Annotated in this window: 16 protein-coding genes and 1 pseudogene; 3 read left to right on the forward strand and 14 right to left on the reverse strand. The window is 68.7% G+C overall.

From position 1 onward, the window contains the following. Positions 1-82 precede the first annotated feature (82 nt). The 5 genes from ACFVH0_RS00235 to ACFVH0_RS00255 form a co-directional block, all read right to left on the reverse strand. Positions 83-2,803: a cation-translocating P-type ATPase gene (locus ACFVH0_RS00235; RefSeq protein WP_385817176.1), complete on the reverse strand. Its 2,721-nt coding sequence runs from the start codon at positions 2,801-2,803 to the stop codon at positions 83-85. Between the two features lie 76 nt (positions 2,804-2,879). Further along, the gene (locus tag ACFVH0_RS00240) at positions 2,880-3,839 is read right to left on the reverse strand and encodes a polyphosphate kinase 2 family protein (RefSeq protein WP_385817177.1); all 960 of its coding nucleotides are present in this window, start codon (positions 3,837-3,839) and stop codon (positions 2,880-2,882) included. A 5-nt stretch (positions 3,840-3,844) separates the two neighbouring features. Further along, positions 3,845-4,153: a three-helix bundle dimerization domain-containing protein gene (locus ACFVH0_RS00245; RefSeq protein WP_385817178.1), complete on the reverse strand. Its 309-nt coding sequence runs from the start codon at positions 4,151-4,153 to the stop codon at positions 3,845-3,847. Positions 4,154-4,934: 781 nt separating this feature from the next. Further along, positions 4,935-5,261 (reverse strand): phage tail protein, encoded by a 327-nt coding sequence (locus ACFVH0_RS00250; RefSeq protein ID WP_385817489.1) that lies wholly within the window; start codon positions 5,259-5,261, stop codon positions 4,935-4,937. Positions 5,262-5,422: 161 nt separating this feature from the next. Further along, positions 5,423-5,818, reverse strand: a complete 396-nt coding sequence (locus ACFVH0_RS00255) for a hypothetical protein (RefSeq protein WP_385817179.1) — start codon at positions 5,816-5,818, stop codon at positions 5,423-5,425. A 142-nt stretch (positions 5,819-5,960) separates the two neighbouring features. Between ACFVH0_RS00255 and ACFVH0_RS00260 the strand changes: the two are divergent. Further along, a pseudogene (locus ACFVH0_RS00260) lies at positions 5,961-6,397 on the forward strand (hypothetical protein); the annotation flags it as partial. A gap of 61 nt (positions 6,398-6,458) precedes the next feature. On the opposite strand, the gene dmpG reads toward ACFVH0_RS00260, so the two are convergent. The 9 genes from dmpG to ACFVH0_RS00305 form a co-directional block, all read right to left on the reverse strand. Further along, complete coding sequence (dmpG, locus tag ACFVH0_RS00265) at positions 6,459-7,478, reverse strand: 4-hydroxy-2-oxovalerate aldolase (protein ID WP_385817180.1); 1,020 nt, start codon at positions 7,476-7,478, stop codon at positions 6,459-6,461. Beyond that, a complete protein-coding gene (locus tag ACFVH0_RS00270) occupies positions 7,475-8,443 on the reverse strand; it encodes an acetaldehyde dehydrogenase (acetylating) (RefSeq protein WP_385817181.1) in 969 nt (322 codons plus the stop codon). Before ACFVH0_RS00270 ends, dmpG begins: the two co-directional genes overlap by 4 nt. Beyond that, positions 8,436-9,449, reverse strand: a complete 1,014-nt coding sequence (locus tag ACFVH0_RS00275; protein WP_385817182.1) for an amidohydrolase family protein — start codon at positions 9,447-9,449, stop codon at positions 8,436-8,438. The genes ACFVH0_RS00270 and ACFVH0_RS00275 overlap by 8 nt, the downstream gene beginning before the upstream one ends. A gap of 61 nt (positions 9,450-9,510) precedes the next feature. Next, positions 9,511-10,092: a 3-hydroxyanthranilate 3,4-dioxygenase gene (locus tag ACFVH0_RS00280; protein WP_385817183.1), complete on the reverse strand. Its 582-nt coding sequence runs from the start codon at positions 10,090-10,092 to the stop codon at positions 9,511-9,513. Between the two features lie 18 nt (positions 10,093-10,110). Continuing rightward, complete coding sequence (locus ACFVH0_RS00285; protein WP_385817184.1) at positions 10,111-10,545, reverse strand: RidA family protein; 435 nt, start codon at positions 10,543-10,545, stop codon at positions 10,111-10,113. Then, a complete protein-coding gene (locus ACFVH0_RS00290; RefSeq protein ID WP_385817185.1) occupies positions 10,542-11,336 on the reverse strand; it encodes a 2-keto-4-pentenoate hydratase in 795 nt (264 codons plus the stop codon). The genes ACFVH0_RS00285 and ACFVH0_RS00290 overlap by 4 nt, the downstream gene beginning before the upstream one ends. A gap of 1 nt (position 11,337) precedes the next feature. Continuing rightward, positions 11,338-12,150 (reverse strand): 2-keto-4-pentenoate hydratase, encoded by an 813-nt coding sequence (locus ACFVH0_RS00295; protein ID WP_385817186.1) that lies wholly within the window; start codon positions 12,148-12,150, stop codon positions 11,338-11,340. Between the two features lie 7 nt (positions 12,151-12,157). Further along, positions 12,158-13,615: a 2-hydroxymuconic semialdehyde dehydrogenase gene (locus ACFVH0_RS00300; protein WP_385817188.1), complete on the reverse strand. Its 1,458-nt coding sequence runs from the start codon at positions 13,613-13,615 to the stop codon at positions 12,158-12,160. A gap of 126 nt (positions 13,616-13,741) precedes the next feature. After that, entirely contained in the window at positions 13,742-14,710 is a 969-nt protein-coding gene (locus ACFVH0_RS00305) for a LysR substrate-binding domain-containing protein (protein ID WP_385817189.1), read from the reverse strand. Between the two features lie 152 nt (positions 14,711-14,862). On the opposite strand from ACFVH0_RS00305, the gene ACFVH0_RS00310 reads away from it, so the two are divergent. Both ACFVH0_RS00310 and ACFVH0_RS00315 read left to right on the forward strand, forming a co-directional pair. Continuing rightward, a complete protein-coding gene (locus ACFVH0_RS00310) occupies positions 14,863-16,308 on the forward strand; it encodes an amidohydrolase family protein (protein WP_385817190.1) in 1,446 nt (481 codons plus the stop codon). 54 nt (positions 16,309-16,362) lie between these two features. Further along, positions 16,363-17,808: an amidohydrolase family protein gene (locus tag ACFVH0_RS00315; RefSeq protein ID WP_385817191.1), complete on the forward strand. Its 1,446-nt coding sequence runs from the start codon at positions 16,363-16,365 to the stop codon at positions 17,806-17,808. Positions 17,809-17,822 lie beyond the last annotated feature (14 nt).

Consider the following 17,822-nt stretch of genomic DNA (forward strand, 5'->3'; position numbering starts at 1 on the left):
CTGTCCCGCCGCCCGGCGCCGGTGAACCTCCAGAATCTGCCGGCGGGATACATGCTCTGCCGGGCCGTGAAGTGCCGACCCATCAGTTCTCTCTTGAGCGACGGGCCAGGAACTTTCCCAGTTCCCACACGAGCAGGAACGCGAGAGCGGCCAGTAGCGCCCAGCCGAACTGCCGCGCGTTGATCTCGGTCGTCCCGAGGATGTGGCGGAAACCGTCCATCTGGGTCACCAGAACCGCGAGTACGAACTGGGTCAGTGCCACCCAGTTCATCTGCCTGCTGTCGAAGGTGGACGTCGTCAGCACCGAGTCCGTCTCGCTGCGGCATTCGAACGCGGCCACGATCAGACAGAGGGCGAAGGCGGTGAACGCGATCGACTGACCGGTCTCAGCACTGTCGAAGTGGGCCTGACCGAGCTTGATCAGTCCAAGCAGGAGGGCGGTGATCGCCAGTCCGCCGATTCCGACCGTGACCAGTACGGGCCGGGTGAGGACGGACTCTCCTCGTGGGCGCGGCCTGCGTCGCATGAGTCCGGGGCTCTCCCGGTCGAAGCCGAGCGCGAAGCCGAAGGAGGCGTTGACCACGAAGTGGATCCACAGCACCTGCGGCGGGGTGAACGGCTCACCTGCGGCGATGTTGAAGACGGTGGCCCCGAGGAAGGTCAGGACGAAGGTGACGAGCAGGAGCAGGACGAACCGGATGTACTTGGTGAGGTTGTCGTAGATTCGCCGGCCCTGCTCCACGGCGTAGACGATGGTGGCGAAGCGGTCGTCGGAGAGGATCATGCGTCCGGCGTTCTTCGCCACATCCGTGCCGCTGCCCATGGCGATACCGATGTCGGCGGCTTTGATGGCGGGCGCGTCGTTGACGCCGTCCCCGGTCATCGCCACGACTTCGCCCTTCTTCTTGAGGGTGTCTGCGAGCAGCACCTTGTGCTCCGGCGCGACGCGGCCCACCACACCGATGCCGTCGATGCGGGCGAGCTGCTGGTCTTCGCTCATGGCGGCGAAGTCGGCGCCGAGGATCGTCTCGCCGGGGATGCCGAGCTGCCGGGCGATCGCCGCCCCGGTGGTGACGTCGTCACCGGTCACCATGCGGACCCGGATGTGCCCCGCCTGCGCGCCGGCCACGGCTGCCTTGGCGTCCTCGCGGGGCGGATCGACCATGCCGACGAGGCTGGTCATCCGCAGCTCGGTGACGTACACGAGCAGGTCGCCGTCCGGATCGAAGCCGGCCGGGTCCAGATCACGGGTGGCCGCGGCCATCACCCGGTGCCCCTCGCCGCCCATCCGCTGGGTCTGTGCCTCGGCGCGCGCGATCAGTTCGGTGTCCCATGGGATGGTCTCGCCCGCCGCGAGGGCGGTGGCGGCCCGCGCCACTACCGCCGGGACCGCGCCTTTGACGAAGCACCGGACGACTTGCCGCCCAGAGGCGTCGACCGCTTGGTTGAAAGTGGCCATGAGCTTGTAGTCCGGGTCGAACGGCAGCGTGGCGAGACGGGGAAGGCTCTCCCTGGTGGCGTCGACGTCCAGCCCGGCCTTGTGCGCGAGCACCAGCAGCGCGCCCTCGGTGGGATCGCCCACTACCTCGCCGTCCACCAGTTTCGCGTCGCTGGCCACCACGTACGGGAGGATCGCGTCCTCGATGCTCGCGGAGGACCCCGCGGCATGGTGGATCTTCCCGTCGAGCCCGTAGCCGGTGCCCGAGACGGTGTACCGGTCGGTGGGACTCACGACTTCGACGGCGGTCATCTGGTTCATGGTCAGGGTGCCGGTCTTGTCCGAGTTGATCGCCGAGGTGAACGCGAGGGTCTCGACGGACGGCAGTTCTTTGATGATGGCGTTCCGTTTTGCCAGGTTGAGGCTGCCGACGGACAGGATCGCCTGGGTCACGGTCGGCAGGGCTTCGGGGATGGCGGCGATGGCCAGCGAGACCGCGCTGACGAACAGGACGTCCCAAGCCTGGTCCCGTTGCCGTCCCAGGGCGAACATCACGATCATGGTCAGGGCCGCCGCCCCGGTGATCCACAGCGTCAGGGTGTCGAGCTCCTTGGTGAGCGGCGGTACTTCCCTCGCGGTGGCCGACAGCATCCCGGAGATCTTGCCGACCTCGGTTGCGGCGCCGGTCGCGGTGACGACGAGCACGCCGCTGCCGTGTGTGACCGGGGTGTTCATGAACGCCATGTTCGTCCGGTCGCCGGGCGCCGGACGGGCGCCCGACAACGTGCCGGCGTCCTTCGCGGCGGGAACGCTCTCGCCGGTGAGTGCCGACTCGTCGATCTGTAGGGCACTGGCCTCGATGATGCGTCCGTCCGCCGCCACCTGGTCACCGGCGGCGATGAGCACGATGTCGCCGACGACGAGCTGCTCGGCGGGGATCTCGGCCTCCGTGCCGTCCCTGCGTACCCGTACCGTCGCCTTCATCATCGACTGCAGCGCGTTCATCGCGCTTTCGGCCTTGCCCTCCTGGCGCAGGCCCACGACCGCGTTCAGCAGGGTCAGGACAATCAGCAGGACTGCGGTGGTCCACTCCTGGATGAGCAGCGAGACGACCGCCGCGGCCACGAGGACGATCTGCATGTAACTGCGGTACTGCGCGAGGAACCGGTGCCAGGCCGGAGGCCGCTTCTCCTCGGGAAGTGAATTCAGGCCGTGCGCGTCCAGAAGTTGCGCGGCCCGTACTGCGGAGAGACCGAACGCCGGATCTACACCGAAAGCCGTTACGACCTCCTCGGGAGTGCGCGTGTACCAGCCGTCCTCCGGAGCCCGAGGCTGTTCTCCCGCGGAATTCGAACGCACCGTCATCGCTCTGTCTCCGATCCGTGCGCGATCCGTGGCCGCGGATGCGTCCGGGCCGATCGCGCGCTGGTTTCGACGGGTCTCAGCCGCGCTTCTTCCTGGCCGACGGATGCCGGTCGGCGTACGGATCGGCCGATGCCCCGGCGGGGGCCTCCCGCTCCAGGTCCCGTTTGGTGACGAGCAGGTCCTTCCGTGCGGCCTTCCCCACGTCGGGGTACTGAGGGTCGATGTCCATCAGGGTGTGCGCGAGGATCGCCGCCGAGCAGATCCGCCCGAACCACTTCCGGTCCGCCGGCACGACGTACCACGGCGCCCACTTCGTACTCGTGGCCGACAGCATCTCGGAGAACGCGTGCTGGTAGTTGTCCCACTGCCGCCGCTCCCGGACGTCGGCCGCGGAGAACTTCCAGTTTTTCTCCGGCCGGTCGATCCGCTTCAGGAAGCGCGTGCGCTGCTCCTCCTTGGACAGGTTCAGAAAGACCTTCACCACCTTGAACCCGTTGTCCGTGAGATAGCGCTCCCAGCGGTTGATCTCCCGGTAGCGCCGCTGCCATATGTCCGGCCCGCGCGTGCCGTCCGGCAGCCTCTGCCGGACCAGGTTCTCGGGGTGCACTCGTACGACGAGGACCTCCTCGTAGTGCGAGCGGTTGAAGATGGCGATCTCGCCGCGCGTGGGCAGGCGCTGGGCGTAGCGCCACAGGTAGTCGTGGTCGAGTTCCTCGGCGGAGGGCACCTTGAAGCTGCTGACCCGCACGCCCTGGGGATTGACGCCGCTCATCACATGGCGGATCGTCCCGTCCTTGCCACCGGCGTCGAGTGCCTGGAGACAGAGCAGGACGCCGTACGTGTCCTGGGCGGCCAGCCGCTCCTGGTACTCGGCCAGCAGCGACACCCCGGTCCGCAGCAGCTCGATCCCGTCCCGCTTCTTCAGACCCGCCTTGTAGCGAGGATCGAAGTCCCGGTCAAGGCGCACCTTCGACCCCGGTTTCACCCGTAGGGGCGCGATGAAATCCGCGATGCGTTCGGCTCTCTCGTCCGGCATCAGGATCAGTCCTTCCCTCGTCCGGGGTGAGCGCGGCGCGTCTCGGGGGCCACGCTGCGGTCGACAGCCTGACCGCGGGAGACGGCACGGAGCACCCTCCGGGACCGGCGTTCGACCAGGATCGGGACGTAAGCTCTGACCCTGGCCTGGTGGAAGGAGTCGTAAGCGGTCCTGACTGTGGTCTCGACGGTGACCGCGTCGACCGAGGGGTAGACGGCCCTCAGCCGCGCCACCATGTTCCGGATGGACACCAGTTCGTCCTGCGAGCCGGGCGGCGGTACGGCCGCAGGCCCTGCGGGATCGGTGCGCTTCACCGGCCCGGGGTGGCGGCTCAAGCCCCCGTCGGGGAGGCGTGCACGGACGTCAGAAGTCTGTTCTTCGACCGTCATGGCCGCACGTGTCCCATCTCCCACGACCTCCAGACCACAGACCACACATCCCGCCACAGCCGTGACAGGATCCCTCGCGCTCATTGTCTGTTCGCCCGGACAAGATCGCCCCCTGAGGCCGGGGGGCGGGAAACCGCCGAGGGAGGCGTCGGCGCCGCGGCCGGGCCGCTGACCGATGGAACCCGGGCCGCGGCCGGCGAGCTGGTTGTTCTCGTAGAACGTGACCATCCCGGCCAGCTGTGGCATCACCGTCCGTAGCCGTTCGGCGACCGACGGGGTGCGCCGCTCCCCGTCGGCCAGCACCTGCCCGCTCCTGCCGACCGCTTAGCGGGGGTCGTCGAGCGCGGTGTCAGCGTCGTGAATGCCTGCCGCTTCGAGGAAGACCACGAAGTCCTCGTCTTTCCGAGCAGCCGCGGGTCCGTATTGGATCTGAGCTGGGCGGATGCGTCGCGGTCATGTCCGGGACGCATCCCCAGGGGGTCAGCTTTCCAAGTCCGCCGAAGCGGTCCCGGAGATGAACCCGCGCGAGGTGGCCTTCGGCGACTGCCTCGTGCGCGGGTTCATGGGCATGTGAGGTGTTACCCGACGGCGACGCTGTCGGCGGCGACGCAGCGGTCACACAGGATCCCCCTCGAAGCTCTCGACCACCAGTACCAGCTCCTCGATGGCGACCTCCGTGGCAGTACCGCTGAGCGAGGGTGCCGAGTCACTGCTTGGGCCAGGCGTTGGTGAACTTCCACCGCAACGCCGGCTTGCCCGCTTCGTCGTTGAGCACGATGTGGCCGGTGCGGCGAACCACAGTGCCCTCCAGTACGGCCCGGCGCCAGTCCCAGAGCTCGCGGTTGGTGGTGAAGCCTCGCTTGAGCGTGATGTCACCGAACTTCTTCAGCCCCGGGAGCTTGACGACCGAGAAGTCCATGTTGCCCTCGCGGTACTCGATCACGTCCTGCTCGGTGTTGGCCCCGCTGCACTCCGAGAATCCGTGCGAGCCCCCAGCCCGTCGATGGTCAGAGTGAAGTTGAACGCGGCGAATGGATCAACCCGCTGTCCTGTTGCCATGACTGTTTCTCCTCGTGCCTTGGTAGAACGCCCGTCGACCCGCGACGTCCATCACGGATAGCCACGCCCAATGAGCGCGGTGTATCCGCCCGCGGTGATCTTACGAGCCGGGCTGTGGCAAGCGATGTGATTCCGTCAACCTTGCGCCGCCGGAGCGTTGCCCTGTTCGAGGAGTTGGGCTTCGAGGTCGGCGATGCGTTTCTCGCTGAAGCGGAGGTTGGAGCGGGCGCCTTCGAGTCTTTCCTGGAGGGTGCGGTGCTCGCGGGTGAGTTGCTGGACGCGGTGCTTGAGAGTGGTGTTCCCGGTGGTCAGGGACTGGAGCGGCTCGCCGGGGACCATCTGGTCGAAGTCGCGGATCTGTCCCATCAGCTCGCCGTTCCGCTGCCGCTGAGTGCAGATCTCCCTCTGGGCGCGGGTGAGCTCCGCTCCGACGTCAAATGCGCGCTCGCGCCAGGTTGCTTCGATGCACTCGTGCTCGTCCTGGCCGTTGCGGTCGTGACCGCTACGGCTGTCGGCGACCGCGCGCTTCACCAGGGCGCGGGCGGCGGTGTTCTCGTAGGGGAACGTGGCGGTGACACCCGCTCGCTCGGCAATGGCCCGGACGGTCAGGCGGCCGCGTTCGCGCCGCAGCCGGCAGATGACCTGCTCGACGGCGGCGACCTTCTGCTCGGCCTGGGCCGATTCCGGCTATGCCGGACAGCTCGTGACCTGGGCGAAGTAGCACCCGGGCGTCAGCCGGCCGAAGAAGACACCCGGGTTGGTCATCATGCCCCGCCGCTGGGTCTCCGAACGCTCGCTCGCCTGGATCAGGCACGCCCGCCGGCACGCGTGGGACTACGAACGGCTCATCCAGCACTCGGAATCACTGATCACCTGGGCAGCGATCACGCTCATGGCCAGGCGCATCACCTGCCGTCCCGGCCGGCCGGCATCCCGCCGGTTTCGGCGGTCTCGCCCTGGTTCACACCGCACTTGCCCATACCTCCAGTGTCCACGTCGGCCCCGGCGGGGAGGATGCGCTGGCTGATCTCGCTCAGTCCAGGTCGGTGCCGGCCAGGGCGAAGTTGCTCAAGCGTCAGATGTTCGGCCGTGCAGAATTCGCCCTGTTGAGGATGAGAGTCCTGCCCGCGGCTCGGTCGGCGAGGCGGCGGTAAAACGTCGCAGGATACGGTCAACGGCCGGCGAGGTCCAGCGCGATGTCCACGATCATGTCCTCCTGACCGCCCACCATGCCCCGGCGCCCGGCTTCGAGCAGTATCGCCCGGGTGTCGAGACCGTATCGCCGGGCTGCGTCCTCCGCATGTCGCAGGAAGCTTGAGTACACGCCCGCGTAGCCGAGGCTCAGGGTTTCGCGGTCGACGCGCACGGGCCGGTCCTGGAGCGGCCGTACGAGGTCGTCGGCCGCGTCCATCAGCCCGAAGACGTCGCTGCCGTGCTCCCAGCCCATCAGGTCGGCGACGGCGACGAACGCCTCCAGCGGGCAGTTTCCCGCGCCCGCTCCCTGTCCAGCCAGCGAGGCGTCGACACGGCTTGCGCCACTCTCCACCGCGACTACGGAGTTGGCGACGCCGAGGCCAAGGTTGTGGTGGGCGTGAATGCCGATCTCCGTGCCGGCATCGAGCACGTCGCGATAGGCGCGCACTCGGTCGCGTACGCCGTCCAGGGTGAGCCGGCCTCCCGAATCGGTGACGTAGACGCAGTGAGCTCCATAGGACTCCATCAGGGCTGCCTGACGGGCGAGTTCGGCGGGCTCGGCCATGTGGGACATCATCAGGAACCCCGCGACGTCCATGCCCATCTCGCGTGCGGCCGCGATGTGCTGGGCGGAGATGTCCGCCTCGGTGCAGTGGGTGGCGACGCGCACGGAGCGCACGCCGAGTCCATGAGCACGGCGCAGCTCGGCGACCGTACCGATTCCGGGCAGCAGCAGGGTGGTGAGCCGGGCGCGGGTGACGACCTCGGCTGCGGCAGCGATCCATTCCTCGTCGCGGTGGGCGCCGACGCCGTAGTTGACGCTGGACCCGGCGAGTCCGTCGCCGTGGGAGACCTCGATGGCGTCGACCCCGGCCGCGTCGAGGGCAGCGGCGATGGCGCGTACGTCGTCGATGGTGTATTGGTGCCGGATGGCGTGCATGCCGTCGCGCAGGGTCACGTCCTGCACGTACAGGCGGGGCAGCTGAGTGGGGATCATCGGGTGGCCAGCCTTTCCGCGACCCGCAGTGCGGCGGAAGTCATGATGTCGAGGTTGCCCGCGTAGGAGGGGAGGTAGTGGGCGGCTCCCTCGACCTCCAGGAACACGGATACGAGGGTCGCGGTGCCTCCGGGGTGGCCGTCGGCGAGCTTGGCAAGGGGGTCGTTCGCACCGAGCGGCCGGATCTGCACCTCCTGTTTGAGCCGGTAGCCCGGGACGTATGCGGCGACCTCGTCGACCATCCTGCTGACCGAGGCGCGCACGGCGTCAGCCGTGGTCTCGTCGCAGTGGCCTATGACGCAGTACACGGTGTCGCGCATGATCAGCGGCGGTTCGGCCGGGTTGAGCACGATGATCGCCTTGCCCCGCGCGGCCCTGCCGACCTTCTCCAGTGCCTGCGAAGTGGTTTCGGTGAACTCGTCGATGTTGGCGCGGGTTCCGGGTCCTGCGGATTTCGAGGCGATGGACGCCACGATCTCCGCGTAGCAGACGGGCGTCACCCGGGAGACGGCCGCGACGATCGGGACGGTGGCCTGGCCGCCGCAGGTGACCATGTTCAGGTCGGGCGCGTCGAGGTGCTCGTCGAGGTTGACCGGTGGCACGACGTACGGACCGGTGGCGGCAGGGGTGAGGTCGATCAGGCGCTTTCCGTACGGCGCGAGGACGGCGGCGTTGTGACGGTGCGCGCCCGCCGAGGTGGCGTCGAAGACGAGGGCGACGGAGGAGAAGCAGTCCATCTTCACCAGTCCCTCGACGCCCTCGTGGGTGGTGGCCACCCCGAGCCGACGGGCGCGTGCCAGACCGTCGGATGCGGGGTCGATGCCGACCATCGCGGCCAATTCGAGACGGTCGGACAGTCTCATGATCTTGATCATCAGGTCGGTTCCGATGTTGCCGGAGCCGATGACAGCGACGGGGATGCGCGCCCTTGCCGCGGTGTCGTTCGGGTTCTCGCCGTCAGTCACGGTCGCCTCCGGCAGGGATGCCGAAGAACGCCGCCGCGTTCCTTCCGAAGATCAGGGCTTGCTGTTCCTCGTTCAGTTCGGCGCAGTCACGGACCACGGTGCCGGGCCGCTGTTCGCCGAGCGGAAAGGGGAAGTCGGTTCCCAGCATCACACGGTCCGCGCCCATCACCTCGACCAGCAGCCGCAGTGCCCGCGGGTCGAAGACGGCCGAGTCGACGTAGAACCGGCGGGCGTACTCGGAGGGCGGCTTAGGTGAGTCGGCGCGGACGATGTCGCGCTGATGCCAGGCATTGTCGGCGCGGCCCAGAAGGAAGGCGAAACTCCCGCCTCCGTGGCAGAAGCAGAGTTTCAGGGACTCGGGCAGTTTCTCGAAGCCGCCGGATAGAGCGAGACCGAGGATGGAGAGCTGGGTCTCTGCGGGCATTCCGACCAGCCAGGGCAGCATATGGCCCCGCATCCGCTCGCCGGCGAGCATGTCCCAGGGGTGGACGAGTACGGGAATGCCCTCATCGGCGCAGTGGCGCAGGAAGACGAGGAAGTCCGCGTGATCGAGGTTGCGTTCGCCGATGTGGTTGCCGATGTGTACGCCCCGGTGTCCGGCGGCGGCCGCCTTGGAAACGGTCTCGCAGGCGAGGGCGGTGTCCTGGAGCGGCACTTGGCACAGCGGGAGCAGCCGTGCGGGGTCGATGGCACAGTAGTCGAGGATGCGTTCGTTGACGAGGTCGCACCACTCAGCGGCGCGGTCTGGCGCAGCGGAGTAGCCGAACAGCAGGGGCGTGGAGGAGATGGCCTGTACATCGACTCCGAGCGCGTCCATCTCGGTGAGTCGCAGCTCGGGCTCCCACAGGGCGGCGGTGACGGGGCGGTATTGCTCACTCCCGCTCATCATCATGCCGGTGCCGTCCTCGTGTACCCGCAGCCAGGGTTCACCGGCGCCGCTGAGGATGCGGCTCTCGGTCTGCGATATGCGCGGAAAGACGTGCGCATGGACGTCGATGACTGACAAGACGTACTCCGTGAGGTGGGTTCAGGTATCCGCAGAAGGGTGGGCCTGGGGGCGAGTGGGGTCAGGAACGGGCCCGGGTTTGTGGGCGCATGTCCTCGGGCCACTGGCGTCCGGGATGTGCCGCGCTGCACTGCGGGCAGGTCCGGTTGCCTCCATAGAAGGCCTCGAAGACGGGCGGCAGGTCGTCCACTATGGATACGAGCTGGAGTTCGGAGCGGTGGACGATGTGGTGGCAACGGGTGCAGTACCACTCCACCCCGTCCAGTTGTCCCTGAGGACGGGCGAATTCGACGACGAGGCCGAGGGAACCGGGCTCGGGTCGCTGCGGCGAGTGGCGCACGTGTGGGGGCAGCAGGAAGATGTCGCCCTCGTTGATCTGGAGGTCGGTGGGCGGCTTGCCCTCCTCTTCCATGACACGCAGCACCATGTTGCCGCGGAGCTGGTAGAAGAACTCCTCGATGGGGTCGTCGTGGAAGTCGGTGCGCTGGTTGGGGCCGCCGACGACGGTGACCATGAGATCGGCGTCCTGCCAGATCTGGATGTTGCCGACGGGCGGCTTCAGTAGATCCTGGTGCTCGTCGATCCACTGGGTGAAGTTGAAGGGCAGGCGGTTCGCGAGCTTGGCAAGGGAAGGTGCGGGCATGCCGGGCGCTCCTCGGGGTCAGTCGGTGGCGGGGATGTGGGCGACGCAGGAGATCTCGATCAGTAGGTGCGGGTGCGGGAGTTGGTGGACGGCGACGGTGGTACGGGCGGGGCCGCTCTCGTCGAAGTACTCGGCGTAGACGGCGTTGTAGCCACCGAAGTCGTTCATGTTCACGAGGTATGTGGAGATGTTGACGACGTGGGAGAGGTCGCCCCCGACAGCGCGCAGCAGGTCGCGGATGTTCTCGATGACGGCTCGGGTCTGCGCCACGATGTCGAGGCTGGTGGTTCCCATGTCGTCGGCCTCGGCGCCCACAAAGGTGCCGTCGGGGAGGCGTGAGCTGGTGCCGGAGACGTAGACGAAGTCACCGGCCCGCCGCAGGTGCGGGAAGCGCCCGCGAGGTCGGGGCTTGCCGTCGACGAGCAGGGCTGCGCTGTCCGGGTGCTTATTCATCGGGTGGTCACCTCGACCTGGCCGAGCCCGGCGCCCAGCACCCGGACGTGGGCGCCGCGTGGCAGGGGCAGGGCGGCCGTGGCCGCTCCGGCGAGCACGATCTGGCCCGGTCCAAGGGTGATGCCGGCCTCGGCGGCGAGGCGTGCGGCGGCGGCGAGGGAGCGCAGAGGGTGGCCGAGTATGGCCGCGGAGGAGCCGGTGGCGACGACGCGGCCGTCGATTTCCACGGTGAGTCCGACATTGCCGAGGCTGCGGCTGTCGGGGTGGTGCCAGGGGCCGCAGGCGTAGTGGGATGCGGAGGCGTTGTCGGCGACAACGTCGGGGAGGGTGAAGCGGAAGCCCGCGTACCGGGAGTCGAGGATCTCGTGGGCCACGGCAATCCCTGCGAGGGAGCGGGCCGCCTCTTCCGAGGTGACCCGGCCGGAGAGCGGCCGCCCGATGAGGAACGCGATCTCGGGTTCGATACGCGGGTGGATGAGGCCGTCGAGGTCGAGCGTCCCGCCGTCCTCGACGCGCATCGCGTCGGTGAGCAGCCCCCAAATGACGTCATCGACGCCCATCTGCACCATCTTGGCGCGGCTGGTGAATCCCATCTTGACGCCGGTGGGCGTCTCGCCGCGGGCCCGCCGCCTTTCGATGACGGCGCGTTGGATCGCGTAGGCCTCGTCGAGGGTGAGCGGTCCGGTATCGGTGGGCCGGTGGACGGTGCGGCCGTCGAGGGCCGCCGCGTCGAGGGTCTCGGCGAGTTCGGCCACTCGCGCCGCGCTGTGGGTCACGGTGTCGTTGCTCAACTCAGGCCTCCTCCGGGGCGAAGGCGACGCGCACGTCGCCCAGTCCGTCGATACGTGCTTCCAGTACGTCGCCGGGGGCCGCCGGGACCATGGGCCCCAGCGCGCCGGTCAGCACGGTGTCGCCGGCCCGCAGCGGGCGGCCGACCCGCGCGAGGGTGTCCGCGAGCCAGAGCGCGGCGTTCAGCGGATGTCCCAGGCAGGCGGCACCGGTCCCAGTGGAGATCTGCTCGCCGCGCCGCTCCATGACCATGCCGGCCAGGCGCAGATCCAGCCGGTCCAGTGCGACTGGGCGGTTGCCCAGGACGTACAGGCCGCTGGAGGCGTTGTCGGCGACGGTGTCGGCGAGGGTGATGTCCCAGTCCTGAATGCGGCTGCCGCAGACTTCGATGGCGGGCAGTGCGAACGCGGTGGCACGCAGCAGATCGGCGACCGTGTGCCGGTCATTGTCGAGGTCGGCGTCCAGGACGAGGGCGACCTCGGCCTCGACGCGGGCCTGCTGGACGGCACCGGGCGGGATCTCGGAGCCGTCCGGCACGGCCATGTCCGCGTAGAGCATGCCGAAATCCGGTGTGGTTACCCCGAGCTGGGACTGTACCGCCGGTGACGTCAGTCCGATCTTGCGACCGGTGAGGCGGCGGCCGTCGGCCAGCCAACGCTCGGTGAGCCGGTTCTGTACGGCGTACGCGGCTTCGGCGGACGTGATGAGATCGCGAACGGGGGCGCAGGGGGTGTTGTCGGCGTGGGCGCGCAGCAGTCGGTCCGCGGCGGCGCCGATCGAGGTGTCCCGGTCGTCTTCGGTGGCGGTGGGGTTCATGGTTTCCTCAGACCTGGACGCAGATGTTGACGGGTTCGGAGAAGAAGTCGAGGGAATAGGTGCCGCCCTCGCGGCCGATACCGGAGTCCTTGATGCCGCCGAAGGGGGTGCGAAGGTCGCGAAGGTTCCAGCAGTTGACCCAGACGATGCCGGTTTCGATGCGTGGGGCGACCCGGTGTGCGCGCGAGAGGTCACGGGTCCACACGGTCGCGGCGAGTCCGTATCGGCTGTCGTTGGCCAGGGCCACAGCTTCGTCCTCGGTGTCGAACGGGGCGACGTGGCAGATCGGCCCGAAGATCTCCTCGCGCATCGTGCGAGCCTGGCCGTCGAGTCCGGTCAGGACGGTCGGCTCCACGTAGAAGCCACTGTCGCGCCGATCCCCGAAGGACGGCACGCCACCGCCCGCGACGACGGTCGCCCCTTCGTCCACGGCCAGCCGGTAGTAGGAGAGGACCTTGTCCCGGTGCACGGCGGAGATCATCGGCCCGTAGTCGACCAGCGCACGGGCGCGTTCACCCAGCCGTGCCACGAACTCGTCGAAGACGGTCCGCTGGACGTAGACCCGCTCGGTGCACAAGCAGATCTGTCCGGAGTGGGTGAAGGCGGAGCGGACGGTGCCGTCGACCGCGGCGTCCAGATCGGAGTCGGCGAAGACGAGTGCGGGATTCTTGCCGCCGAGCTCGAAGGATACGGGCGTGATGTGGTCGGCGGCCTTGCGCATGATGGCCGCACCGGTCGCCGACTCCCCGGTGAAGGCGATGGCGTCCACGCCGGGGTGGGAGGTGAGGAACTCACCGGCCGCACCGGTACCGTGCCCGTGCACGAGGTTGAATGCCCCGGCGGGCAGCCCGGCCGCGTCGATCACTTCGGCGAGGAGCGTCGCCGTGGACGGGGTCTCCTCGGAGGGCTTCGCGACAACGGCGTTGCCTGCGGCGAGCGCCGGGGCGACCTTCCACGTGAGCAGGAGAAGCGGCAGGTTCCAGGGAGAGACGACTGCTACGACGCCGAGGGGGCGGCGGACCGTGTAGTTGAGTGCCTTGCCGGTGCCTGTGCTCCAGCCGGGGACCGCCGTGCTGTAGGAGGTCTCAGGCCGGCTGTAGAGGAGTTCCGCGTAGGCGCGGAAGTTGCCGATCGCGCGGGGGATGTCGACGGTGGCGGCGAGTTCGCGCGGCTTGCCGGTGTCACCGGCCTCGGCGTCGGCGAACTCGTCGAAGCGGGCCTCGATGCCGTCGGCGATGCGGCGCAGTGCGGCGGCACGCTCTTCGGGGCCGGTGCTTCCCCAATGTCCGCCGAGCGCGCCGCGCGCCGCACGGACGGCCGCGTCCACGGTCTCGTGTCCCGCTTCCGGTACCTCACCGACGACCATCCCGTCGACCGGGTCGACCAGCGGGAATGTCCGGATCTCGGTGCCGTCGGACGGGGCGGGGTCGAAGGCCCCGCCCACGTAGTGCCGCGCCGTCTTCATCTGCTCGCCCCTCGCCCTCAGGTCGGCTTCCCGTTCCTGTTCCGGTGCCCGTTCCTGATCAGGAGCATGATGCGGGCGAGATATGCCTGTCTAATGCTCTTTGCCGCGTTCGATATAGCTGAATGGCTATGCCTGGGTGATGGGTTCGGTGCCTTCGGCATGGTTGGCACCGTTCGCCTTGAGCCCGGCCGCCGCAGCACGCAGCGTGCCCAGCAGAGCGCGGGTGGAGGGGCTGAGGGGCCGGTTGCGGGGCAGGGTGATACCGACGCTGTGACCGATCGGATCCAGCGAGATGGGCAGCGGGGTCAGACGTGGGTCGTCCGCGCCGATCAGGCCCGGCAGGACGGCGACCACATCGGTCTCGATGAGGAGTTGACGGACGGTGAGGAAAGATGTGCACTCGACGCGGTTCTTCGGCAGGGGCAGCTTGGCCCGTACGAAGAACTCCTCCAGTTCACGGCGCAGGACGGTCTCCGTACCCGGCAGGATCCACGGATGGGCCAGCAGGTCGGACAGGGTGAGCTCGGCTTCCCCGACAGCCGGGTGGTGGGTACCGACCACGACGCGTACGGAATCCTCGTAGAGCGCGTGCCGGACGGCCGCCTCGTCCGCGGGTGCGGTGAGGCGGCCGACGATCACATCCAGGCGCCCCGCCTCCAGGTCGACCAGGAGGGCTTCCGGCGTTGCCTCCCGCACGATCACGGACAGCAGCGGATGCCGCCCCTTGAGGGCGGCGATGGCGCGCGGCAGCAGCAGGTTGGAGCCGGCGAGGTGAGTGCCGACGACGACGGTGCCGCGGTCGGCGTCCGCGATCTCGGCGACGTGCCGGGCAGCCTGGGTGAGCTGGGCCAGGACGGCGCGGGCGTGATCGGTGAAGGCGTCGCCGAACACGGTCGGGGTGATACCGCGCGGCCCCCGGTCGTACAGGGACACGCCGAGGACGGCCTCCAAGTCGTGCAGTCCACGGGTCACCACCGGCTGCGTGACATGCAGGGATGCGGCAGCACCGACAACACTGCCCTGCTCGCTCAGGGCGTCGACCAGGATGAGATGGCGCAGCTTGAGGCGCCCGTCCAGAAGGCGTGGAATGTCCATGGCGGCCGACCATATAGCCGCACCGCTCCCCGGGGGAAGGGTTCCATTACCGTTCAGGCATACCCCAGGGGGGAAGAGGTATTGGCGTGATCCACGTCGCATCGGCAGCATCGCCACCCAGGGCCTGATCCGAGCGACCGAGGGGATCTCTCATGAGCGCACCGCGGACCGTCATCAGCGGCGGCCGGATGATGACCATGGACGACGAACTAGGTGACCTGCCGACGGGCTCGCTCCTGGTCGAAGGCGGCCGGATCGCGGCCGTCAGCCACGCACCCGATACCTTTGACCACCTGGACGCACAGTTCGTGGACGCTTCCGGCGGCTATGTACTGCCCGGCCTGATCGACACGCATCGGCACACCTGGCTGGCGCTGCTGCGCGGAATCTCCGGCGACCAGTCACTTGTGGAGTTCCTCGCCACAACTTTCCACGGCATCGGTTCGAAGATGGAGGCGGCGGACCTCGCCATCGCCTCGACGGTCGGCGCCCTGGAGGCCCTGGACGCCGGTGTCACGACGGTCTTCGACTGCTGCGACTGCGTCAACTCCCCCGACCACGCCCGCGCCAACGTGGAGGCGCTGCGCTCGGCGGGTCTGCGCCACGTCTACGCGTACGGCATGCAGGTCTACGACTACCGGCCGCCCGCGTTCACCGGCCACGAACAGCGCCTGGGTGACGTGGCGAGGCTGCGTGCCGACTGCTTCGCCTCGGACGACCCGATGTCACGTCTGGGCATTCTCTACTCCGACTTCGGCACAGTTCCCTTCGACACGACCGCCGCCGAGATCCGTCACGTCCGCGATCTCGGCATCGCGGGCGCCTCCCATACGGGCGCCGCCACCGGCTCCAATCTCCTGCGTGGCCTGCGCGAGCTCAACGACCGCAGCCTGCTGCTCCCCGGCCATCTTCACGCGCACTGCAACGGCCTCAATGATCGGGAGTGGCAGCTGCTCGTCGACTCCGGCGCGCACGTGACCACCTCCCCCGAGACCGAACTCCAGATGGGCATGGGCCCGTTGCCGCTGCGCCCGGCACTGGACCGCGGCCTCGCGCCCGGCATCGGTACGGACAGCGTGATCTGCGGATCCGGTGACCTCTTCTCCCAGATGCGCATCGCACTCCAGCACCAGCGGTGCATGGACAGCGCACCGGCACACGCCTCGGGGACCGTGCCCCTCAGCATCGGCCTCGGCGTACGGGATGCCCTGATGTGGGCCACGCGCAACGGCGCCGAGATCGTCGGGCTCGGAAACCGCATCGGCTCGCTGACACCCGGCAAACAGGCGGACCTGATCGTCGTACGTCCCCGCATGGACCTGGTCCGCTCCAGCCACCCCGCAGCCACTGTCGTCCTCCAGTCGACCGCGGCCGACGTGGACACGGTCCTGGTCGACGGCGTGGTGCGCAAGCGCGGCGGCAAACTGGCCGGCCACGACCTGGACGCGCTGCGCGCCCGGGCGGAGGCAGCCCTCGACCGCATCGAGCGGGCCGCCGCGACCCTGCCCACCTACTCGCGGGAGGACCTGCACGGCTGGCTCACCCGCGCCGAACGCCGGGCCACCGTGCATTACGCCCAGGCGTACGCACCCCACTGACCCATCCCCCGCACCGATTTCAACTCTGTTCGACCCCGAAGGAGTGGCGATCCCATGAGCAGTACCCAGCGCACCCTGGTCACCGGCGGCCATGTCATCACCATGGACCACGAGTACGGCGAGCTGCCCGAGGGAGGCGTCCTGATCGAGAACGGCCGGATCACGGCGATCGGCCGCGGCGCCGACGACTTCACCGGCGTGGACGCCGAAGTGATCGACGCGCAGGGTGGATTCATCCTGCCTGGCATGGTGGACAGCCATCGCCACACCTGGATGGCGCTGCTGCGCGCCGTCTCCGCCGACCAGTCCCTGATGGAATTCCTCGCCAGAACCTTCTACGGAATCGGCTCCCTGGTCCGGGCCGAGGATCTGGGGGCCGCCTCGATGGTAGGCGCCCTGGAGGCCCTGGACGCGGGTGTCACAACGATCTTCGACTGCTGCGACTGCGTCAACTCCCCCGACCACGCCCGCGCCGGCGTCGAGGCGCTGCGCGCGTCCGGCATCCGCTCCGTGTACGCGTACGGCATGCAGGTCTACGACTACCGGCCGCCCGCGTTCACCGGCCACGAACAGCGCCTGAGGGACGCCGAGGCACTGCGCTCGGAGTGCTTCGCCTCGGACAGCGACCTGTCGCGGATGGGCATACTCTTCAGCGACTTCGGCACGGTCCCGTTCGAGGACACAGCACGGGAGATACGTACAGCTCGTGAGCTGGGTATCAAGGCGGCCTCCCACACGGGCGCCGCCACCAGCTCCATCCTGCTGCGCGGATTGCGCGAGCTCAACGACCGTGACCTGCTGCTGCCTGAGCATCTGCACATCCACTGTCCCGCACTCAACGACGAGGAGTGGAAGCTGCTCGCCGACACCGGCGGCAAGGTGACCATCGCACCCGAGACCGAGATGCAGATGGGCATGGGGCACCCCCCGTTCCGCACCGCCCTGACCCATGGGCTCGCGCCCGGGATCTCCACGGACATCGTGTGCGTCGGCTCCGGCGACCTGTTCTCACAGATGCGGCTGGGACTCCAGTTCCAGCGCTGCCTCGATCACGATCCGGTCCACCGCTCCGGCCGAATGCCCGCCACTGTCGACCTGTCCGTGAGGGACGCGCTGACCTGGGCCACGCGTAACAGCGCCGACGCGATCGGCCTCGGCGACCAGATCGGCTCGCTCACCCCGGGCAAGCGGGGCGACGTCATCATCGTCCGGCCGCGCATGGACCTCGTACGCTCCAGCTACCCGGCAGGATCGGTGGTGCTGCAGTCGACAGCGGCCGACGTGGACACGGTTCTGGTCGACGGCCTGATCCGCAAGCACCACGGCAAGCTGGTAGGTCAGGACCTGGCCGCGGTGCGGCAGCGGGCCAACTCGGCGCTCGACCACCTGCAGAAGGCTGCGGCCTCGCTTCCTGACCTGTCGGCGCAGGACATCTACGGCTGGTTCACCCAGGCCGAGCGGCTGGCCTCGGTGAACTTCTCGCAGGCGTACGGAAAGTGACGACAGCGGGAGGG

This window comes from Streptomyces sp. NPDC127117 (genome assembly GCF_042677325.1).
GTDB lineage: Bacteria > Actinomycetota > Actinomycetes > Streptomycetales > Streptomycetaceae > Streptomyces.